Raw genomic sequence first — 22,437 nt, 5'->3', positions numbered from 1 at the left:
TGTGTTACTTCTCCTGGTTATCATAACCGACAGCATACATAATATGGTCGTTATAGCCGGTGGTTACTTTAATGTAACCTGTTAATTCGTCGTCTAAAGTGCTGTCGCCTGTATCACAAATAAGTGGGCGGCCATCCAGCGCTTGTAATTTGGTTTTAGTTGCCACTACGATAATATTGTCTTTACCAATAGCGCGGATAAGCTCAGGGCTTAATTGCTGATTACCTCGTCCAAAAATATGGCCTTGCCCGCCAATGAGCGTAATAACGAGTTGAGTTGCGTGGCCGCGAGTGTAATCAAGTAGTTGATTGGCCGTTAAGTCTTGCGCTATAAGGGTTTGAGCTTTAATTAAATCTACACCTAATAATGTGTTCTCAAGCCCCATTTCTTGCATTATGGCTTCAACGGTTGAGCCGCTCCCCATGATATAAAAAGTGTCTTCGTCCATTTCGCTCACTACGTGGGCGGCTATATCTGCAAGCACTAATTCGTCGGTTTCTTTTCCGCCATTTTTAACAGCTTGTACATAACGTACTTCGCTTGGTATTTGCATTTCGCCGTAACGCTTAGCTTTTACCGTACCTTGTCTAAAGGCTTCTTCGTCTATATCCATTACATCAGCATCAGCTACAGTAACAAGCTCACCTTTTACTAGCATTTCTACTACGCGGCCAGCAGCTTTAGGTGTAATAGCATATACCCCAGAGTGAATTTTACAGCCTGCGGGAATTCCAAGCACTGGGATGGTATCTTCTATGGCATGGCAAATATTGCGTGCAGTACCATCTCCACCAGCAAAAAGCACTAAATCTACGCCTAAGCTTTTAAGTACTTTGGCAGCGGCTTCAGTGTCGTTAGATGTTGTTAGTGTATTTGCGCTATAAACAACTTCAACATTAAAACCCAGCGCTTTTGCTGCGTGTTCGCCCATATCGCCGTTTACGGTGTAAATGGTTAGTTGGCTTTTATAAGGTAATAGCACTTCAAGCGCAGCTTGAGTACGGCTGTTGGCCTTAGCTTGTGCGCCTAACTCAATGGCCTTTGCAGCTGTATTTTCACCATCACTGCCTTTTAAGGCAACACTGCCGCCAAGCCCTGCTACAGGGTTGATAATTAAGCCTAACTTAAACTGCATTTTGTAACTCCTGAGGGTGATGCCAATTAAATTGCTGAGCAGTTAATGGCCACGGCGTGTTATAAAAATTACTTAGCGCTTTTAATAGTTTATGTGTACGTGCGTTAACACCCTGCTCTATTAATATTAATACGTGCTGGTGAACCCTAGCCTGAAAATCAAATCGGCAAGTTTGCTCACCATTTAAATTATCTACCGATACATTAAATTCAAACCCTGCGGCCTTACTGAGTAACCATTCAATGGCTTGTGGTTTAACTTCTACATTTTCAAACTCAGCCTGCTTTTGCTTATCTCGCCCATCTGGGCAGTACCAATAACCATAATCTTCACACTTTCTTCGCTCGGCTCCGGCGATAAGCCAATGGGCTATTTCATGTAAAGCACTTGCGTAAAAGCCATGGGCAAACACCACCTGATTAAATGTAATTGTATTATTGGCAGGTAAATAAATAGGCTCATCATCGCCTTTAACTAAGCGCGTGTTTTGGCTTTGGTAAAAAGCAGAATCAAAAATTGAAATGAGGTCAGCTATTTGATGCATAAAAATTGATTAATTCGTCTCGGTTGCAGCGCCACATTAGCGCACTAAAAACGAGACGAATTGTACGGGCTTTTACCTTTAAAGTAAAAGTGGTGAGGGTGTTAAACGTCTTTTCCTGCTTCGTCGCACTCTACTATATCGGTCTCGGTTAACGCCTGAGTAATCCATGTTTGCAATACGGGGCAGCGCATCACAAAATCACAGTATTGCTGCGCCTCTGGTGATAGCGTAATTTGGTAGGTTTTTAAGCGCAATACAATTGGCACATACATAGCATCTGCAATGCTAAAGTCGCCAAAAAACCATTCATTGGGAAACACATCTTGTTGCTGTGCAAATATCTCATCTATGCGAGCGATGTCTTTTAGTGCTTCGCTTGATGGTTCTACTTTACGGGTTGCGCGTATGTTCATTGGCATTTCATTACGAAGCGCCATAAAGCCTGAATGCATTTCAGCACTTAGCGCGCGTGCTTTAGCTCTTTGGGTAATGTATTTTGGCCAGGCAGCACCAGATAAGTATGCATCATTAATATATTCACAAATTGCTAGCGAATCCCATACCTGTAAATCACCATCAATTAGCGCTGGCACTTTTTGTACAGCAAATATATTTTTTAGTTCATTGTAAAAATCAGGCGTGTCGAGTACGAGTTGGGTTTCACTAAATTCAACATCAAATTTACTCATTAAATACCATGCGCGTAATGACCAGCTAGAGTAGTTTTTATTACCGATAAATAATTGCATATTGTAAATACCAAAGTGAATAGACGCTCCTACCTTACTAGGTGATTAAACAACCAACAACACTTTGTTTTTCATTTTTGATGCTAAAACTTAAATTACTAAAAAATATGTTTAGTATCAGTTAGCTAACTGGCTATTCAAGTATTTTTTTAAAAGCCGCGTGTTACGGGTATTGGCTTTAAAAAATGCATCAAATATATCGCCAAAAAATGGCACTAAGCCACCTATAAAATCAATGAGCATATTAATAATCATTTTACTCTTTATACGTTTACTCACGCCTAAGCGCTGCGCTTCTATTAGCACATAGCTTGATAAAATAAGTCCTGCAGCATCCCCTATTACGGGTATTAAGCCAATCACCGCCTCTAGCCCTATGTTAAATTTAGTAAAAGGGATGCCAATGCTGCTATCGGTTAATTTACTAAAGCGCTCTAATCGGGCTATTGCTGCTTGAGTTTTTAGCTGTGAATGTTCATTAATATTATCGTTCATGATTACTCCTCTCCTTTTTTACAGTATATAGGGCTTACTTGAACAACTCCTGAAAGACTTTTAAGCAAATTACAGGCACAAAAAAACGCGGTAGTCCGCGCTTCTTTGTAATTATAAACGGTTAAACAGAGCCGTTTATCGGCCCATGTTCGTGGTTTACATGCGGGTTTTGCCCGCGTTGACGCAGTAAATGATCCATTAATGTAATAGCCATCATTGCCTCAGCAATAGGAATTGCACGAATACCAACGCACGGGTCATGACGACCTTTGGTGATCATCTCAACCGCTTCGTTGCTGGTATTAATGCTCTTACCTGGAATAGTAATACTTGACGTTGGTTTAAGCGCAATAGAAGCAATAATATCTTGCCCTGTAGATATACCCGCTAAAACACCACCCGCATGGTTTGATGTAAAACCTTCTGGGGTTAACTCATCGCGATGCTCTGAGCCTTTTTGCTCTACTACATCAAAGCCATCACCAATTTCAACGCCTTTAACGGCGTTAATGCTCATTAGTGAATGCGCAATTTCAGCATCTAATCGGTCAAATACAGGTTCGCCTAACCCTACAGGTACATTGCTCGCCACTACTTTTACTTTAGCGCCTACAGAGTCACCTTGTTTTTTTAGGTCACGCATGTACTCGTCAAGTGCTTCTAGTTTACTTGCGTCAGGGAAAAAGAATAAGTTGTTTTCAACTTCATCCCAATCGTAACTTTCGGCTTTTATTGGCCCAAGCTGGCTTAAGCATGCTTTTACTTCAATACCATGAAACTGCTTTAAGTATTTTTTAGCAATTGCGCCTGCAGCTACACGGATTGCCGTTTCGCGAGCAGAAGAACGACCCCCACCGCGATAATCGCGCAGGCCGTATTTATGCCAATAGGTGTAATCGCCATGTCCTGGGCGAAATACGTCTTTAATTTTGCCGTAATCTTGCGAGCGTTGATCGGTATTTTCAATCAATAAACCAATACTAGTGCCTGTGGTTTTACCTTCAAAAACGCCTGCTAAAATTTTTATTTGATCGCTCTCACGGCGCTGCGTTGTATAACGGCTTTGCCCTGGCTTTCTGCGATCTAAATCAATTTGTAAATCAGCCTCTGTGATCTCAAGGCCTGCGGGAGTACCATCAACTACGCCGCCTAATGCAACGCCGTGGCTCTCACCAAAGGTGGACACTTTAAATAACTGCCCTATGCTATTACCTGCCATTAACTTTCCTCATTCCTAATGACTACCAAAGTAGCCGAGCACATTTGGCTCGGCCTTAAAGTTTATTTTGCAAAATACGCGTCAAGCTGTGCTTTACTAATTACAAAAACACCTAACCCACCTTGTTCAAACTCAACCCACTCAAACGGTGCGCCCGGATATAGTGCATCCATATGTACCATAGAGTTACCAACTTCTACAAATAACAAACCGTTATCAGTTAGATGCTCGCTTGCTTCGCTTAAAATTGTGCGAGTAACATCGAGGCCATCGTGCCCCGATGCTAAACCAAGCTCTGGCTCATGATGAAATTCACGCGGTAAATCAGCCATATCTTCGGCATCAACATACGGTGGGTTTGCCACTATCAGGTCATATTTTTGACCTGGTACGCCGCTAAATACATCGGATTGAATAGGTAATACGCGTTCACTTAACATGTAATCGCTAATATTTATATCAGCTACCTCAAGTGCTTCATACGAAATATCTACTGCATCTACTTGCGCGTCTTCAAATGCTTGTGCAAGCGCAATAGCAATACATGCAGAGCCCGTACATAAATCTAAAATTCTATTTACCGATTGCGGCTCTTCAAGCCATGGTGCAAATCTGTTAGCAATTAATTCTGCAAAGGGTGAGCGAGGGATCAATACACGTTCATCAACATAAAACGGCATACCAGCAAACCATGCTATGTTTGTTAAATAAGGTACTGGGGTACAATCGTTAATACGCTCAGCTATTAGCCCTGCAAGTTGGTTTTTTTCTGTACTTGTTAAGCGCGCGTGCATTAATTCTTTTGGCGCATCCACAGGTAAACTAAGCGCAGGAAGTAACAAGCTTACGGCTTCATCCCATGCGTTATCGGTACCATGTCCAAAAAATATACCACTACTTGCAAATTGGCTTGTAGTCCAACGTAACCAGTCATGTAAAGTTGACAGTTCTGCAACAGCTTCTTCAAGTGTTGCTTCTTCTATTTGTAAATCACTCATATATTTTACCTGTATTAGCTTACTGACTGTTTTAATCTTTAAGACGATTGCATTGCCTATATTGGCTGGGCAAATTACAATTGCACTTCATTTGATATTGTACCGCCTTTTGCGCTGCGTTTTTACGTTTTTTTGTTTAGGTAATAGTTATGAAAAAAGACACACCATCACAATCTTCCCTAAGCAACGACGACATAGACTTATTTCGTCAAACAATCACAGGCGCTAAGGTATTTAAACAAGATACTCATCGTTTTGATACAAAGCCTAAGGTGTCACAAGCAAAGCAATTTGCCCAGCAAAAAAAACAGGCACAATCTGAATTTTATTTCTCAGATGAGTATATTCCCGATATTGATACCCATGGCACCGTAAATTACGTAAAAGAAGGTGAAGATACCTTTTTACCTAAACAGTTGCGCCGTGGTGATTTTGCACCCGATTTAACCCTTGATTTACATGGATTAAATAAAGAAATAGCCAAAGATGAACTGGCTGGGTTAATACACGAATGTAAAAAGCGACATTATTACTGCGCTTGTGTAGTGCACGGTATTGGAGGCGGTATACTAAAGCATAAAATTCCTCAATATTTAGTGCAGCACCCAGACGTAATTGCAATGCACCAAGCCCCATTAGAATATGGCGGTAAAGGCGCGGTGCTTATTTTAATTAATTTACCGCAAAGCGATGAATTTAGACGCTAAATAAGGACATAAACCAGTGCATATTTTTTCAATTATATTCCCGCTAATTTTTATAGTTGCACTGGGTTATGGCTGTTGCCGAGCTAAGTTTTTTACCGAGCAACACATAGCAGGACTAAGTAAATTTACTTTTTATGTCAGTTTACCTGCTTTTTTAATACTCAATATGTCGCAAATAAACCTGCAGCAAAGCATTAGTTCTGGGGCATTTTTAAGTTTTTATATCCCGGTATTATGCGTATTTGGGCTCGGTATTTTAATTGATCGTTTTTATTTAAATAAGCCACACCCTAATAAAAAGGTCATAAACTATCAACAGCATAGCGTATTTGGTTTAGCGGGTAGTTATTCAAATATGGTATTGGTAGGCATTCCCATTGTAATAGCATCGCTTGGTAAAGAGATGATAGCGATTGCATTTATGATCATCACTTTTCACAGCACATTATTATTTGCACTCACCTTTTTAATTGGCGCAAAGGGAAATGCTAAAGGCTTTTCGTGGTATAACTTTGCAAAAAGTATGGTGTTAAACCCAATTGTACTGAGTATTGGCTGTGGTTTAATTATTAATGTATCGGGGGTAACGCTGTTTGATGATCTAGCCAAGGGCATCGATTTATTGGCAAAACCAGCTATTCCATGTGCTTTATTTGTATTAGGTGCCAATTTAGTATTTTATAAAATTGCCTCAAATTGGCTGCCTGCGCTTGTATCTTCCATATTAAAAATACTTATTTTGCCTGCCGGTGTATTTTTTGCCGCAACATATATTTTTCAATTAGATGAACAAATAAGAAATGTACTTGTGCTACTTAGCGCATCACCCGTTGGGGTTAACGCATACCTTATTGCGAGTCAATTAAAGCAGCACCAAGCGACACTTGCAGGAACCGTAGTGCTATCTACTATATTATGTATGCTAAGCTTCAGCTTTTGGCTAGCTATACTCTTGTAGCGTTACAAGCCGCCTGAAACATCAATAAAACTTCCCGTAGTAAATGAAGCATCACTAGAGGCTAAAAAGTAGATTGCTTTAGCAACTTCCTCTGCCTTACCACCTCTACCAAGCGGTAGCTTATGCTTTAAATTATCAACCCTGTTGGGCTCACCGCCATCTGCGTGCATATCTGTATAAATCAGCCCTGGGCGAACGCAATTAACTCTTATGTTACGCGTAGCAACTTCTTTTGCTAAACCAATTGTTAATGTGTCTATGGCCCCTTTTGAAGCGGCATAATCTATATACTCGTAAGGCGCACCTGTTTTAGCAGCTCCCGATGATACATTTACTATACTAGCACCACTTAACATTCTTTTTAGCGCTTCTCGACTACATAAAAATGCGCTTGTTATGTTTGTACTCAGAATATGGTTTATACGCTCTGCGTCCATTTCTAGTAACGTCATTTGACCTTTTAATATACCTGCATTGTTTACCAATACATCGAGGCGGCCAAAGGTTTCATCTATAAATAAGAATAAAGCCAACACATCAGGCTCATACGATACGTCAGCTTTAAATATCTCAGCTTTTACGCCAAACATCCTTATTTTTTCTGCCACTAATCGTGCACTTGCTTCGTCAGCTTTATAGTTTATACAAACACTATACCCTTGCTCTGCAAAATATAATGCTGTGGCAGCACCTATCCCACGACTTGCTCCAGTTATAAGTACTACAGGAGGTTTAGTCATTTAGGCTAAGCTTTTAAGGCCGCTACAACAGATATTTCAACAAGTAAGACATCGCGTGCCATTTTAGCCTCTACACATGCTCTTGCTGGTGCATGTCCCTCTGGTACCCACGCATCCCAAACAGCGTTCATATCGGCAAAATATTCCATGCTTTTTACGTAAATAGTCGCACTTAACATATGCTCTTTTGAGCTACCTGCTTCATTTAATAACAGCTCTACTTTGTCGAGCATAGTTTGTGTTTGCTCTTTAATATCTTTTTGCGCATCTGCACATACTTGACCGCACAAATATACAGTTCCATTATGTTTTACAATGCGGCTCATACGCGCACCTGTTTGAAGGCGTTCAATAGTCATTTTTACTTCACTCAGTTATTTAGACGTTTGCAGGGGCATTAATACTTAAATAACTACTGCGCTGAGTTTGCTCATCGTAGTTAATTACAGCAACTGCACCTGTATTAAAAATTGGCATATTGCCTGGGCTCAACTGGTCAACTAAATAGCTTACAATTGGCATATGAGAAACTACAAGCCACGTATTACACTCAGGATGTGTAGCGATAAGGGTTTCGAGATAATCTGCGGCAACTTGCGGCTTCCCTTCTGGAATAACATCAGGCGTTGTTTCGCTAAATGTAAAAGCATTATTTTTAGCTACGCCATTTGCCGTTTGTTGTGCGCGAATGTAAGGGCTAACTAATAGCGCATCTGGGTGAAAATTTTTATTGAGCCAAATACCCATTTTTTCGGCTTCGTCATGCCCTATTTGGGTTAAATTTCTAGCCGCATCATCAGCCTGCATTGGAGCAGCTTCGCCGTGGCGCATTATTAGGATTGTTTTCATAAAAAATCAACCGATTAAAGAATATAAAACAGTAGCCAGTTTGCCCATTTGTCCGCTATATTAACAACATAAACCTATTTATTTCTTAAATAGTTCTTTCATGAGATTCAGGTAATTCTTTAAGCTGCATTTCGCTTTCCTGAAGCCATCATCTGTTGTTAACAAGTAAACGTTTAGTTTCAGGAGCATCATTTGAATATCAGTCGCAATGATAACAGAGCATACCGCGCCATTACACTGGACAATGGTCTAAAAGTACTATTAGTGCAAGATAAAGATTCAACAAAAGCGGCTGCATCTATGGCAGTAAATGCCGGACACTTTGACGATCCCCTTGATAGGCAAGGCTTAGCACACTTTTTAGAGCATATGCTTTTTTTAGGCACAGACCAATATCCTGATTCAGGCAGTTTTAATAATTTTGTCTCGCAAGCTGGCGGCAACACAAATGCATGGACCGGCACAGAGCACACCTGTTACTTTTTTGATATTAACAACCAAGAATTTGAAGAGGCTCTTGCACAATTTAGCCGCTTTTTTATTGCGCCTTTATTAAACCCCGCAGAAACAGAAAAAGAACGCAACGCGATTGAGGCCGAGTTTAAGCTAAAAATAAAAGATGATGGTCGCCGCATTTACCAAGCACATAAAGAAACAGTCAACCCTGCACATCCATTTGCTAAATTTTCGGTCGGTAACCTGCAAACCTTAGCAGATCGAGAACGCTGTATTAGCGATGAGCTGCGTGACTTTTTTAATAATCATTATCAAGCACAGTGGATGACATTGGTCATATGTGCAAATGAAGAACTGGACACGCTACAGAGTTGGACTCAGACCTATTTTACCGCGATCAATGGTAATAAAAAGCTTAAAAAGCCCGAAATAAGCGAGCCACTTTATCGTAAACAAGATTTAGGTAAGGTATTACACATTGAACCTCACAAACATATGCAAAAGCTTATTGTTAGTTTTGCTATGCCAAATATTGATGACTTTTATCGCCATAAAACAGTGAGCTTTATTGCCCACTTATTGGGTTATGAAGGCGCTGGTTCGCTTTATTCAATTTTAAAAGAGCAAGGCTGGATCAATGCGCTTTCTGCTGGTGGTGGTATTAATGGCAGCAACTTTAAAGATTTTAATATTAGTTTAGCCCTAACTGATGAAGGAATTGAATACTTTGAAGACATTATTGAAATGGTGTTTGAATACATTTGCCTAATTAATAACAACACTGAAAAGCTGCCGCGTTTATACCAAGACAAAAAAAACCTTTTACAAATTGCATTCGATAACCAAGAAAAATCGCGCTTAATTGATTGGGTAAGTAACTTAAGCATTAACATGCAACATTATGACGAAGCCAATTACGTGCAAGGCGACTACCTAATGGAAGGCTTTAAAAAGGCCACCCACGAAATGGCTATGCAATGGTTAACGCCGCATAATATGCGTATTGTGCTAATACATCCAGATGTAGAGCCAGAGCACAAAACGGCTTGGTATAATACTCCTTACAAAGTTGAACAAGTATCGCAAAGCTGGCTTGACGCGCTGAGCGATATTAATAAGCCTTTGGCCGAAATGCTATTGCCTACTGCCAACCCTTATTTAACAAAAGAAGTCATACTTTACGATGTTAAAAAACCTCAAACAAAACCTGAGTTACTTGTTAAAGAACCTGGTTTTGATTTTTGGTTTAAACAAGACAACACCTTTCGCGTAGCTAAGGGCCATTTTTATTTAGCCATGGACTCAGACTTTGCCGTTAAAGACGTAAAACACATGGCACTTACTCGGCTATTCACCGATTTATTTATGGATAGTGTTGGTGAGCAGTTTTATCCGGCAGAATTAGCCGGCCTTAGTTACCATTTAACATCGCATCAAGGCGGTTTGACGCTTCATACAGCTGGGCTTTCATCTAGCCAACTAGAGCTTGTTGATCAATTAATCGATGCTTTATTTAATGTAGAAATTTGTGCAAAACGTTTTGCTGAATATAAAAAGCAGTTAGTAAGACATTGGCGTAACAGTAATCAAAATAAACCGGTGAGTGAGCTATTCAGTATTTTAGGCGCTAAAATAATACCATGGAACCCAAGACCAAGTGAACTCGCATCGGCTTTAAAAAACACATGTTTTCAGCAATTTAATGAATTTAGAACAGACTTTTTTAAAGCACTGCACGTAGAGTCATTCTTACATGGTAACTGGCAGCAAAATGACGCCATTGCATTTCAAAAGAAAGTAGCTGATCACTTAAGGCATGCCACCATAATTGAAGATTTGCGCCGCCCACTATTTGAAATTCAAAAAGTGACACGTTACGAGCTAGAACTCCCGTGCAGCGACCACGCAATGGTTATTTATTACCAAGCGCAAACAGACAGCGTGACCGAAAAAGTAAAGATGATGGCACTTAATCACTTAATTAATCAAGATTACTTTAATGAACTACGAACAACACAGCAGCTCGGTTATTTAGTAGGTGCAGGTTATGCCCCTTTTAACACTCGAGCTGGTATGGCATTTTACATTCAGTCGCCTAAATTTGATGCTAAAACATTATTGCGCCGACATAATAGTTTCATTAACAATTACCTTGAAAATATTGATGCGCTTGACGAGAAAAATTGGCAACAACAAAAGCACGGGTTAAGTACGCATATTGCCGAAAAAGATAAAAACCTACGTCTTCGTTCACAGCGTTTATGGTTAGCTATTGGTAATAGAGATCATGAGTTTCATATGCAGCAACGACTCTTAGAGGCACTAAATGCACTGACTCTAAAAGATTTAAAAGCATATGCGCTTAGATTATTTAATGAAGATAGACCAAGGTATGAGCTATTAAGCTCGGCAAAAGTGAATAAATCTCAAAATATGCCCCTTTGCTCGCAATCTCTTTGACTCTAGGTTGAGCTTGTTTTAAATTATCATTTGTAAATTAGAAGTAATAAAATAAATGATAAAAACAACAATAATAAAATTAAGCATGCTTGTAGTACTTGCTTACTCATTTAAGCTTTTTGCTTTTGAGTCTTCATTTAATTACAACTCAGACAATATCCTCATACTAGCAAGCGCTATTATAGCGCTTGCTTTGCCGTACCTGTTATTTGTTATTTATAAGCTTAGACGTTCACGCCGCCAACTTCGCCTCTCTGAAAAACGCCTTAAAAGCACCGTTGAAGGCAGCGGTGATACACTTTGGGACTGGAATATTAAAACAGGCGAAGTTATTCGAATTAACGACAAATACTCAATGGACTCAACAACCTTGATGGGCTTTCCGCCAAATAAAGGTCTTATACACCCTCACGACATAAACAACGTTGAACATTTATTAAAAGTCCATTTTGCTGAGCAATCTGCTTTTTTTGAAGCAACCTATCGAATTAAAGATACATTTGGTCGCTGGCATTGGGTTCTTGACCGCGGGAAAATAATTGAAAAAGATGCCAATTTATCTCCCCTAAGAATGACCGGCACTGTACGCGATATTTCACAGCTAAAATCGACTGAAGAGCGCTTAAACCTTTTTGCTAAATGCGTAGAGTCGCTCACTGATGCACTCGCTATTTACGACAAAAACTTTAAATTAGTCGATATAAATCCCAGCTTTTTAACTTTATTTGGTGGCGTGCGCGAGCAATACTTAGGCAAAGATTTCAGTCTATCTGGGTATGAGCAAAGCTATACAGATAAAATTATTGACATTGTTAAAGAGCACGAACACATTCAACAAGAAGTAAAACTACGTAATAGCGAGCGAGTTTTATTGCCAATCGAAATTTCGATAGATGAAATTAAAAACGATCAAAATCAAATAACTAATTATGTAATTGTTTACTCGGATCTAACTGAGCGAAAAAAAGCTGAGTCGCAACTGCATAATTTATCAAACCGAGACCGTACAACGAGTCTCCCTAACCGAAACTTATTTTTTACTGACTTGCAAAAGCTTGTAAAACTTAATTCTCATCATGCCCTTTTAGTGTTTGATTTAGATAACTTTAAAAAAATAAACGACTCGTTAGGCCACCAACTTGGTGACAGTTTATTAGCTAAATTAGCAATGCGTTTAAACAAATTAACACGCGAAAACGATGTGTTTTATCGTTTAGGTGGGGATGAGTTTGCACTCGTTATGTCAGACACCAACGACATACATGTCATCACCCGTATGGCAAAACAGTTTTTAGCAGCTATTGCCACCCCATTTAAAATGGCTGGTCACGAACTGGCAATTACCTCTAGTGTTGGCATTGTGTTATTCCCCGAAGATGGCAATACGCCAGAGCTTTTATTAAAAAATGCCGATACCGCGATGTATCACGCTAAAAAGAAAGGTAATAGCTACTTATTTTTTAACGACACCATGAACCGCCAAGCAGTTAAGCGCCTACAAATAGAAAACTTAATGCGATTTGGTTTAAAAGAAGATCACTTTGAAGTGTATTACCAACCCAAAATGAATATTCGAACCGGAAAACTAACCGGTATGGAAGCATTGGTGCGCTTTATCACACCTAAAAAAGGTATTATTAGCCCAGGTGTATTTATACCTATAGCCGAAGAAACCGGGCAAATAATTGAAATTGGTGAAGTCGTTTTAAATAAAGCCTGCCGAGATGTAAAAAAGTGGCTAGATGATGGCTTATTTAGTGGCCGAGTGGCTGTTAACTTATCAGCAAAGCAATTTAGCTTACCTGATTTAACCTCGCGTATTGATGTCATTTTACAAAAAAATGAACTGCCTTCTTATTTTTTAGAACTAGAGATAACCGAAGGCACTGTAATGGATGATCCTAAAGATGCTATAGCTATTATGCGCTCTTTAAGCGCGCGAGGCATTCATTTGGCAATGGATGACTTTGGCACGGGTTATTCATCTTTAGCGTATTTAAAGCAATTTCCGCTTAATACTTTAAAAGTAGACAAAGCATTTATTGATGACATGAAAACTGAGCGTGGCCGCAATATGGTCGACTCAATCGTCACCATTGCACATAACTTAGACTTACATGTTGTTGCCGAGGGTGTTGAGCAGGCAGATCAAATAGAAATACTTAAAAAACTAAACTGTGAAACGGTTCAAGGTTATTACTACTCTAAACCATTATCAAAAGACGAATTTACTGAGTTTTTAAAACAACAACAAACCAAAGCAGCGCCTAGTTTAATTACAAAGCAAAAAAAAGCGATTTCAATCGTTAATTAAGGTCGCCAAACACACGCACTAAAGCCTATATTGCGCAGTAAAGCTCTACGATAATGTAGGTTAAACAGACACCACGCTACAGGTCCTAAGGTCCCACCTAACAATAACCAGCGTTTTACTGGCATGCCTTTTTTAATAGCTTCAAAATACATCACAGCAATAAATAAACAGCTTATTAAAGCAAATAGCAAAGCTATCCCCCCTTATTTAATAGCTCAAAAATAAGGCAGCAGTTTAACTACAATAAAGTAAAATTTAAAGCTCTGTACAACTTAAACTCTAGTGAAGAGATTTACTAACATTTTAAAACACTCAACCATTGAATTTATTACTCTCAAGCAAGCGTTTTCAGTCAAAGAAAATAAGTTTAATACCCAACAATGCTCTATTGTAAGTAAATTAACGCAGCTGTCGGCATGCAAAGGTGTTATTTAGTCGCTCCAGGCAATTGCTCATGAATTATTCTACTTCCTGCATCCATGCAGTCGTATATCAGAGATTTTTAACGTAATTAGCGCCAGATTTAATCTTTCAGATTGACTAAATATTATTGTGGATTGGAATTAATTGAGTAAATTAGTATAAGTATTTCGCAGGTTGATATTAGCAAATTTTGAATATTAAAAAGGCCAGAAGTTTGCACCTCTGGCCTTTCGTTTCTTATAAAAAACTAAATAAATTAGCTAATTATTAAAGCTCTTTTTCAACTTCATCAAATAAAGCGGTGATGTTTTGCTCTGGCTCTTTGGTCGCTAAGCTAACAACAACAATCGCAATACTTGCTAAAATAAAGCCAGGTACAATTTCGTACATGTAGCTGCTCAAGCTTTGTCCATCAATAGTAAATGGAGAATATATCCAAACCAATACTGTTCCGGCACCTACTAACATACCCGCTAGCGCACCTTCAAAGTTCATACGCTTCCAGTACAGGCTAAATAACACAAGTGGACCAAATGCAGCACCAAAGCCCGCCCACGCGTTACTTACTAAGCTTAAGATTGAGCTATCCCTGTCATATGCAAGGTAAATTGCACACATAGCAACAGCTGCAACACTAATACGACCAACAGTTACAAGCTCTGTATCACTTGCTTCTTTGCGCAGAAATGTTTTGTAAAAATCCTCAGTTAAAGAGCTTGAACTAACCAGTAATTGTGAAGAAATTGTACTCATAATTGCAGCTAAAATTGCAGCTAGTAAAAAGCCAGCAATTAATGGGTGGAATAAAAGCTCTGAAAGAATTAAGAAAATTGTCTCAGGATCATCAACCACAATGTTATTTTCGTATGTATAAGCTGCACCAAATAAACCAGTGCCTACAGCTCCGATAGCGGCAACTATCATCCACGTCATACCAATACGGCGTGCTGTTGGCATATCTTTAACGCTGCGCACAGACATAAAGCGAACAATAATATGTGGCTGACCAAAGTAGCCTAAACCCCAAGCCATTGCCGAAATAATACCTAATGCAGAGCCCGCGCCTATCCAGTTAAGCATATCTGGATTTACGCTGTGTAAGGTAGACTCAAGTGGTTGTTCTAATAAAGAGTATGCAACCGTTGGCACTAAAATAAGTGCAACAAACATGATACAACCTTGCACAAAGTCAGTTAAGCTCACAGCTAAGAAGCCGCCAAATAAAGTGTACAAAACCACAACACCTGTTGTGATATAGAGGCCCATCTCGTAACTTAAACCAAATGAACTTTCAAATAATTTACCGCCGGCCACAACACCTGACGAAGTATAAAGAGTAAAGAAAACAATAATTACCACGGCAGATACAACACGTAGCAAGTTAGATTTGTCGTTAAAACGGTTTGAGAAGCAATCCGGGATGGTGATAGAGTCGTTAGCTTTTTCTGTGTATACACGCAATCTAGGTGCAACTAACAGATAGTTAAGCCAAGCGCCAATTACAAGCCCTATAGCAATCCAGGTACTGCTAAAGCCAGTAACAAACATCGCGCCAGGTAGACCCATTAAAATCCAACCACTCATGTCTGACGCACCAGCTGATAGCGCCGCAACACTTGGTGAAAGACTTCGTCCACCTAACATATAACCAGAGACATCACTTGTAGATTGTTTATATGCATATAGTCCGATACCTAACATTACAATAAAGTATAACGCTAGTGAAATAATCATTCCTGTTTCCAAATTAGCCTCCGCACAATAATTAAATAACAGGCTTTTAATCCGAATAATGACTCTTAAAGTTTTATAGTTAAGACACTATTGGGGTAAAAACCATTCTCGATGACTATATCATGCCTTTTAAGTAGATCTCCAACTAGTTACATTTTCTTGATTTAAAAATATTCATATTGCATGTTTTTACAACAAAATAACAAAAACAAATTAAAATAGGTAAATAAAACCTCTATTTATTAATGATAACTTCTTAATCCCACTAATATTAGTAATGCTATTTTGAATCTTTTGCCATATATTATTACAATACTTATAATTATAATTTCAACGGAACTGTTTATGTATTTTTACGCCGCGCGCCAACCTATCTTAAATCGAGAAAAAGAACTCATTGGTTATGAGCTTTTATTTCGTGATGGCGTTGATAACGTATTCCCAAACATAGACGGAGATGAAGCAACAACTCGATTAATTGAAGGTAGCCAATTTAACTTTGGTCTAGAAGATTTAACCGATAACAAGCCGGCTTATATTAACTTTACCTTAGAAACCCTGCTAAAAGGTTACCCTAGCATGCTAGGTAAAGATGATGTTGTAGTAGAAATACTTGAAACCATACAGCCCGGCAAACGCTTATTAGCGATTGTTAAAGACTTAAAAGATAAAGGCTATACGATTGCATTAGATGATTACATTCATCAGCCAGTTTGGCGTCATTTCTATCCGTTTATAGATATTATTAAAATAGACTTTTTATCGTGCGATGTAGATACAATAAAAACCATAATTAACGATTTAAAACCGTATCCACATATTAAGTTACTTGCCGAAAAAGTTGAAACATACGACATATATGAGCAAGCATTAGATCTAGGCTTTGACTACTTTCAAGGGTTCTTTTTTTCAAAGCCTGAAATGGTGCAAAGTAAAGCGCTGCCACCTTCAGAGATGGCCTTAGCTGAGCTTTTATACGAAACTTCTAACGTTGATATGGATCTTAAAAAAATTACAGATGTTTTTGAGAGAGACGTAAACCTATCGTACAAGTTACTTCGTTATTCTAACTCAGCAGCATTCGCCCGACGCGCAGAGATAAGCACTATTAAACAAGCGCTTATTGTTTTAGGCGCTAACGAAATTAAAAAGTTATTATCACTACTGTTTGCCGCACAGGTGTCTGCCGATAAACCTGTAGAGCTAATTAGGTTATCACTTACTCGTGCTCGCTTTGGTGAGCTACTTGCAATATCTCATGGTCAATTTAAAGATACCGGTATGGCTTTTTTAACCGGCATGATGTCGCTAATGGACGCCATATTAGATGAAAGCATGGAAAGCGTAATGAAAAAACTTCCCCTTTCTAACGATATTAAAGCGGCATTATTGGAAGATGAAGGGTTACTAGCTAAATATTTAAATCTTGTTAAATATTATGAGCAAGCAAATTGGGAAGCAGCTAATGCGCTTACTAAAGAGCTTAACCTTGGTGATAAAGTACCCGACGCCTATCACGAAGCCCTAGGTTGGGTAAGTGAGCAAATGCAGTTAATGGTTAACGAATAATAACCTGTAATTTGAAACTAAAAATGCCAGCATATTTGCCAGCATATTTGCTGGCATTTTTGTTATAGTTAGCTAAACACTTAAGCCATAATTACGCTTATAGACTTTCTAAGAAGTCTTCATCAAAGTCTTCAGGTTCTTCTTTAATCGGCGGGTTACCGTCATATAGTTCATAAATTTGACGCTGAAAATAAATATCTTTTACAAAAAGGTACGGATCAAGTGAATCATTTAATAAGCCTTCTTGAGGGATAAGTGACGCTCTAGCTTCTACAGCTTTTAATACAAACACTAAAATAGTTTGTGGTGTAGTAAGCGCGACTTCCGGTAAAACAAAGTTATCAACTACGTCACCTGTTAAGTTACGTGCAGTTGTTGGTCCCATTGCAGGCAGCATTAAATAGGCGCCGTCTCCTACGCCCCACACACCTAACGTTTGTCCAAAATCTTCATCTACATGATTCAAACCTAATGAACTAGCTACATCAAATATACCAAATATACCTACAGTTGAATTCACTAAAAAGCGGGCGAGGCTCACACTTGCATTGCCTGGTTTACCTTGAAGGCCAGCGTTAATCATGTCCACTGGTGCAGAAATATTATCAGTGAAGTTCACTATTGAATTCCTAACCGGGACAGGCGTTACTTCAACGTACCCTACAGCGACAGGACGTAGAATATAGGCATCAAGTACATCCATATTAAAGTCGTACAATGGACGGTTAATATTTTGTAGTGGATCTCGTTCATCCACTTTATTTTCTGGTACTTGCGCACACCCTGCAAGTATCAGTAAACACAAAAAAGTAAAACTATGCTTTAACATCTAATGTCCTTAAGGTATTAATGTATCAACTGTAAGTGTGTAGTCACTTACATTTTTACGTGTTAGTTTATCTGAATGCCCTTCTAGCTCACCCGAACTTGGCATAACCGATTCATCTTTAGATATTCGCGCAGATATAACGATATCTTGTGCACTTGATAAGTTTAACCCAGCAACCATTGCATTCGCATCTGTTAATTGCACGCTCATTGGAAAGCTATACTCTTTAAGCTTTACAACAGCCAGCGGCATGGGTGAGCCCTGCGCTGCTTTTGCAAACACAAATAAAATACCACTTTCTGGTTGTTGTTGTTTAAGCTCATCTGTCAGTTTTACTGTTACATTAATAACACTTTGTGTTGTAACGGGTAAAACAGAGCCTTCTGCTTGCATTTGCTCTTCGATATCAGCGATACGTCCTGCTATCATTTCATAACGTGTATCATTTTTTTGCATACTGGCAAGAAGCACTTCAAACGCAGCTTTAGCTTGAGGCCAATCTTTTCGCTCATAAGCTATTAACGCTAATAACGATATTGCATCTAAATTAGTAGGCTCAACTTTTAATACCTTTGAAAGCATACCCGCTGCACGGGTCATGTTAGCTTCGCTGCCCTCAAGCAATAAAACTTGGCTGAAGCTTATTAACACTTGCATGTTATCAGGGTTCATTTGCAGTGCTTTATCAAACGACTGCTGCGCCATATCAAACTCATTAAGTGACATAGCAACGCGGCCTAATAACATCCAAGCAACTTCATCATCGCCTGTTTGGCTAAGCTTTGTTCTAAGTGCTAAAGCAAATGCTTGTAGCTCATTTTGACTAAGTGGCTCTCCTTTTTGCATAACAGCACGTTCACCGTAATCAGCAAGATTGTCCATTGCATCATGCCATGCAGAAATTTGTTGCTCACTTCCGGTAAATGTATAAAACACACCGGTCAAAGCAATAACAAAAGCAGCACCCGTTAATGCAAATATACGGTTATTACCTTTGCTGTTTAACGATTTTTCAGGTGATAACTCGTTAAGCAAACGGCGTTTTAACTCAATAACCGATTCATTATGATTTTTTAAATCTATACGTTGGTTATCTAAATCGGTTTGTAATTCAACTAAACGCTGCTCATATATACTGATAAGCTCAGCATTAGCGTTGTGCGTAATAGTTTGCACTCGCTCTTTTTGTAAAAAAGGTAACGCCACGAATGCGATAGCAATTAGTGTGAGTAAAGCAAAACACGCCCACATTAAAATCATTAACTTTGCTCCTGACGTTTGTTATCAGCGATTAGCTTTGCAAGCAATGCTTCATCGCTACTGCTCCACGTTTGCTTTACAGACGCTTTACGCTGACGAATTACAATAAAGCCAAAACCAATAATCACTATGAGTACTGGTAACACCCAAAGCACGAGCGTAGCCGGTGTAACAGGAGGATCGTAGTGAACAAAGTAGCCGTACCTATCAATCATGTAGTCAATTACTTCGTCTTTTGTTTTGCCCTCTTTTACAAGTACCAAAACTTTATCGCGTAAATCTTTAGCAACAACAGCATCCGAATCAGCAATATTCTGATTTTGGCATTTAGGGCAGCGAAGCTCTTTAGTTAATTCTTCAAAACGCACTGCTTGCTCATTATTATCAAACTGATAACGATCAAGTTCAGCGTTTGCGGCCATGCTTATAAAAAAACTAAGGCTTAATAGAAAAAATCTCATTAATTTAGCTCCTGCATAACGGGTGCAAATTTAGCGCGCCATACCCGAGGATTTATATCGCCCGTATGATGCAGTAGTATCTTGCCATTTTTATCAACTAAAAATGTTTCTGGCGCACCCGACACGCCTAAATCAAGCGAAAGCGTTCGGTGCAAGTCTAAAATATTAAATTGATACGGATCACCCGCGCGACCAAGCATATCTGTTACATCTGTGCGCAAAGCCTGCATATCAAATGGGCCATCAAAGTCAGCATCGTAACCTTGTACATAATAAAGGCCAATAATTTTAACGCCTTGCTCACGTAACTTAGTTAAATAGCCAAGCTCTACCAAACATGTTGGGCACCATGTGCCCCACACATTAAGTAAATACACCTCGCCTTTTAACGACTCGTTAGTCCAGCGTTTGTCGTCTTGCATTAAATCAGGCAGGTTAAACGCTGGCATATCTTGGCCTAGTCGCCCAGTTTGAATCTCTCGCGGGTTTGCAAATAACCCTTGGTATAAAAATACACATACAAAAGCAAACACTAAAAGCGGTGCAATAGCTAAAAGTTTACGATTCATAAAGCACTCTCCGATTCAGCCTTACGCGCTGTTTTAGCTGATGTACGATAGCGTTTATCAAATAAAATCATAAACCCTGCGAATGACATTAGTACACCACCAATCCAAATCCAGCGAACAAATGGTTTATGGTAAATTCTAAGTGACCATGCATCGCCACTAAGCTGCTCACCTAACGCTAAATATAAATCACGTTTAAAACCAGCATCTATTGCAGCCTCGGTCATAAATTGCATTCCGATGTCATATTTGCGTTTTTCAGCGTGTAAACGTGTTACTAGCTCATTATTTTTAAGAACTGATACAACGCCTGCATGACCACTGTAATTTGGCCCTCTAATAGTCTTAACGCCATCAAAGCGATATTCATATTCGTTAAGCTGAGCTGTGTCACCTGGTTTCATTGATACATCGCGTTCAACTGAATAAGCAGACGTAAGTGATACACCAGCAATAATAAATGCAATACCAATGTGCCCAAGCACCATAGCCCAATAACTTACAGTAAAGCGTTTTAAACCTTCTATTAAGGTGCCATGCACAGCTGCTTTGGTGTAAATATCAATCCCTGTTGATAAAGCAACCCAAACTGCAAGCGTTGTCGCTAATAATGTAAGTGGCTTTACGATCTCGTAACTTGAGAATAACCAAGTGCAGGTTATTACTACACTTACTAATACACCCATTAAAATTTTGTTTTGCAAAAAAGCCCATTTATTTTGCTTCCAGCGTAAAAATGGCCCTATGCCCATTAAAATTGCAAAAGGCACTAATAAAATGGCAAACATTTTATTAAAAAACGGTTCGCCAATAGAAATGCTACCTAAGCCCATTTCTTTATGGACCATAGGTAATAGCGTACCTAACATAACAATTAATGTAGCAACCACTAAAAATATATTATTGAGCCACAACGCCACTTCGCGCGATACAAACTTGTATCGACCTTCGCTGTATACCTGCGATACACGCAGTGCATACAAAGCTAAGCCGCCACCGACAACCACACCTAAAAAGGCGAGTATAAATAAGCCCCTATCAGGATCGGTAGCAAACGCATGCACCGATACAATAATGCCCGAGCGCACAATAAAGGTGCCTAACAAGCTTAATGAAAAACCAGCTATAGCCAATAATACCGTCCACGATTTAAAAATACCGCGTTTTTCGGTTACGCTCAGAGAGTGCAGTAATGCAGTGGCTACAAGCCAAGGCATTAGCGCTGCATTTTCTACTGGATCCCAAAACCACCAGCCGCCCCAGCCAAGCTCTGAATAAGCCCACCAACTGCCAATAGTAAGACCTAACCCTAAGAAACCCCAAGCGGTCATTGTCCATGGGCGTGACCATTTAGCCCATGTATTATCAAGCTTGCCTGTTAAAAGTGCGGCAATAGCAAAAGAAAAAGCAACCGATAGCCCAACATAACCCATGTACAGCAATGGTGGATGAATAATCATCCCAGGGTCCTGAAGTAGCGGGTTTAAGTCGCGCCCCTCAACTGGAAAATAAGGTAATAAACGCTCAAAAGGACTTGAAAGTAATAAGGTGTACATCATAAAACCTACACCTAAAAATCCAAGCACACCCAATACACGCGCACGTAATACCCATGGCAGCGATTTAGAGCGCACAGCTACCGCTGCAGTCCACCCTGCTTGCATAACTAGCCACAATAAAATGGCGCCTTCATGGCCCCCCCAAGTAGAGGTAACTTTATAATACCAAGGTAATGTACTACTAGAATGATACGCCACATACGATACGGTAAAATCATCCGTTAAACTGGCATAAATAAGCGCTGCAAACGAAAGTAGTACAAAAGCAAATTGCCCAACAGCTAATGAAGGGGCTGCACGCATTAAACGAAGATTACCGGTATGCGCGCCCCAAAGCGGAAAAATACACAGTAAAACGCTAAGCACCATGGCAAGCGTTAAAGAAAAATAACCAAGTTCTGGGATCATA

Annotated in this window: 20 protein-coding genes; 5 read left to right on the top strand and 15 right to left on the bottom strand. The window is 39.4% G+C overall.

From position 1 onward, the window contains the following. Positions 1 to 4: 4 nt before the first annotated feature. From ALFOR1_RS05055 to prmB, 6 genes are all read right to left on the bottom strand, one after another. On the bottom strand, positions 5 to 1,135 hold the full coding sequence (locus ALFOR1_RS05055; RefSeq protein WP_104642266.1) for an ATP-NAD kinase family protein: 1,131 nt from the start codon (positions 1,133 to 1,135) through the stop codon (positions 5 to 7). Further along, positions 1,125 to 1,679 (bottom strand): elongation factor P hydroxylase, encoded by a 555-nt coding sequence (locus ALFOR1_RS05050; protein ID WP_104642265.1) that lies wholly within the window; start codon positions 1,677 to 1,679, stop codon positions 1,125 to 1,127. Before ALFOR1_RS05050 ends, ALFOR1_RS05055 begins: the two co-directional genes overlap by 11 nt. A 101-nt stretch (positions 1,680 to 1,780) precedes the next feature. Continuing rightward, entirely contained in the window at positions 1,781 to 2,428 is a 648-nt protein-coding gene (locus ALFOR1_RS05045; protein ID WP_058547387.1) for a glutathione S-transferase family protein, read from the bottom strand. Positions 2,429 to 2,545: 117 nt separating this feature from the next. Further along, positions 2,546 to 2,923: a DUF4112 domain-containing protein gene (locus ALFOR1_RS05040; RefSeq protein ID WP_058547386.1), complete on the bottom strand. Its 378-nt coding sequence runs from the start codon at positions 2,921 to 2,923 to the stop codon at positions 2,546 to 2,548. 121 nt (positions 2,924 to 3,044) lie between these two features. Beyond that, complete coding sequence (gene aroC, locus ALFOR1_RS05035; RefSeq protein ID WP_058547385.1) at positions 3,045 to 4,142, bottom strand: chorismate synthase; 1,098 nt, start codon at positions 4,140 to 4,142, stop codon at positions 3,045 to 3,047. 62 nt (positions 4,143 to 4,204) lie between these two features. After that, positions 4,205 to 5,140 (bottom strand): 50S ribosomal protein L3 N(5)-glutamine methyltransferase, encoded by a 936-nt coding sequence (prmB, locus tag ALFOR1_RS05030; protein WP_058547384.1) that lies wholly within the window; start codon positions 5,138 to 5,140, stop codon positions 4,205 to 4,207. Between the two features lie 149 nt (positions 5,141 to 5,289). Here prmB and smrB point away from each other — a divergent pair, with 149 nt between their 5' ends. Together smrB and ALFOR1_RS05020 are read left to right on the top strand one after the other, a co-directional pair. Continuing rightward, complete coding sequence (gene smrB / locus ALFOR1_RS05025) at positions 5,290 to 5,847, top strand: endonuclease SmrB (RefSeq protein WP_058547383.1); 558 nt, start codon at positions 5,290 to 5,292, stop codon at positions 5,845 to 5,847. Between the two features lie 16 nt (positions 5,848 to 5,863). Next, on the top strand, positions 5,864 to 6,805 hold the full coding sequence (locus ALFOR1_RS05020) for an AEC family transporter (RefSeq protein ID WP_104642264.1): 942 nt from the start codon (positions 5,864 to 5,866) through the stop codon (positions 6,803 to 6,805). A 2-nt stretch (positions 6,806 to 6,807) separates the two neighbouring features. Here ALFOR1_RS05020 and ALFOR1_RS05015 read toward each other — a convergent pair whose 3' ends face one another. From ALFOR1_RS05015 to sixA, 3 genes are read right to left on the bottom strand one after another with little or no spacing between them, the layout of a single operon-like run. Continuing rightward, positions 6,808 to 7,545: an SDR family oxidoreductase gene (locus ALFOR1_RS05015; protein WP_104642263.1), complete on the bottom strand. Its 738-nt coding sequence runs from the start codon at positions 7,543 to 7,545 to the stop codon at positions 6,808 to 6,810. A gap of 5 nt (positions 7,546 to 7,550) precedes the next feature. Next, complete coding sequence (locus tag ALFOR1_RS05010; RefSeq protein WP_104642262.1) at positions 7,551 to 7,904, bottom strand: RidA family protein; 354 nt, start codon at positions 7,902 to 7,904, stop codon at positions 7,551 to 7,553. 19 nt (positions 7,905 to 7,923) lie between these two features. Then, positions 7,924 to 8,394: a phosphohistidine phosphatase SixA gene (gene sixA / locus ALFOR1_RS05005; protein WP_104642261.1), complete on the bottom strand. Its 471-nt coding sequence runs from the start codon at positions 8,392 to 8,394 to the stop codon at positions 7,924 to 7,926. Positions 8,395 to 8,586: 192 nt separating this feature from the next. On the opposite strand from sixA, the gene ALFOR1_RS05000 reads away from it, so the two are divergent. Beyond that, positions 8,587 to 11,310 carry an insulinase family protein gene (locus ALFOR1_RS05000; RefSeq protein WP_104642260.1) on the top strand — a complete coding sequence of 908 codons (2,724 nt, stop codon included), beginning with the start codon at positions 8,587 to 8,589 and terminating at the stop codon, positions 11,308 to 11,310. 55 nt (positions 11,311 to 11,365) lie between these two features. Beyond that, the gene (locus ALFOR1_RS04995) at positions 11,366 to 13,624 is read left to right on the top strand and encodes a sensor domain-containing protein (RefSeq protein WP_104642259.1); all 2,259 of its coding nucleotides are present in this window, start codon (positions 11,366 to 11,368) and stop codon (positions 13,622 to 13,624) included. A 690-nt stretch (positions 13,625 to 14,314) separates the two neighbouring features. Here the strand turns inward: ALFOR1_RS04995 and putP are convergent. Next, on the bottom strand, positions 14,315 to 15,793 hold the full coding sequence (putP, locus tag ALFOR1_RS04990; RefSeq protein ID WP_104642257.1) for a sodium/proline symporter PutP: 1,479 nt from the start codon (positions 15,791 to 15,793) through the stop codon (positions 14,315 to 14,317). Between the two features lie 333 nt (positions 15,794 to 16,126). Here putP and ALFOR1_RS04985 point away from each other — a divergent pair, with 333 nt between their 5' ends. Continuing rightward, positions 16,127 to 17,350, top strand: a complete 1,224-nt coding sequence (locus ALFOR1_RS04985; protein ID WP_058547374.1) for an EAL and HDOD domain-containing protein — start codon at positions 16,127 to 16,129, stop codon at positions 17,348 to 17,350. Between the two features lie 97 nt (positions 17,351 to 17,447). Here ALFOR1_RS04985 and ALFOR1_RS04980 read toward each other — a convergent pair whose 3' ends face one another. Genes ALFOR1_RS04980 through ALFOR1_RS04960 form a run of 5 tightly spaced genes read right to left on the bottom strand, consistent with a single transcriptional unit; the run spans position 17,448 to position 22,436 of the window. Beyond that, entirely contained in the window at positions 17,448 to 18,179 is a 732-nt protein-coding gene (locus tag ALFOR1_RS04980) for an MlaA family lipoprotein (protein WP_058547373.1), read from the bottom strand. A 9-nt stretch (positions 18,180 to 18,188) separates the two neighbouring features. Then, the gene (ccmI, locus tag ALFOR1_RS04975) at positions 18,189 to 19,439 is read right to left on the bottom strand and encodes a c-type cytochrome biogenesis protein CcmI (RefSeq protein WP_104642256.1); all 1,251 of its coding nucleotides are present in this window, start codon (positions 19,437 to 19,439) and stop codon (positions 18,189 to 18,191) included. Beyond that, positions 19,439 to 19,900 (bottom strand): cytochrome c-type biogenesis protein, encoded by a 462-nt coding sequence (locus tag ALFOR1_RS04970; protein ID WP_058547371.1) that lies wholly within the window; start codon positions 19,898 to 19,900, stop codon positions 19,439 to 19,441. The genes ccmI and ALFOR1_RS04970 overlap by 1 nt, the downstream gene beginning before the upstream one ends. Continuing rightward, positions 19,900 to 20,469 (bottom strand): redoxin family protein, encoded by a 570-nt coding sequence (locus tag ALFOR1_RS04965; RefSeq protein WP_058547370.1) that lies wholly within the window; start codon positions 20,467 to 20,469, stop codon positions 19,900 to 19,902. Before ALFOR1_RS04965 ends, ALFOR1_RS04970 begins: the two co-directional genes overlap by 1 nt. Then, positions 20,466 to 22,436: a heme lyase CcmF/NrfE family subunit gene (locus ALFOR1_RS04960; RefSeq protein WP_104642255.1), complete on the bottom strand. Its 1,971-nt coding sequence runs from the start codon at positions 22,434 to 22,436 to the stop codon at positions 20,466 to 20,468. Before ALFOR1_RS04960 ends, ALFOR1_RS04965 begins: the two co-directional genes overlap by 4 nt. Between the last annotated feature and the right edge of the window lies 1 nt (position 22,437).

The sequence above is a fragment of the Pseudoalteromonas carrageenovora IAM 12662 genome, assembly GCF_900239935.1.
In the GTDB taxonomy this organism is placed as follows: Bacteria; Pseudomonadota; Gammaproteobacteria; order Enterobacterales; family Alteromonadaceae; genus Pseudoalteromonas; species Pseudoalteromonas carrageenovora.
The sequence above is the reverse complement of the archived record's forward strand: the minus strand, read 5'-3'. Positions and strand labels throughout refer to the sequence as shown.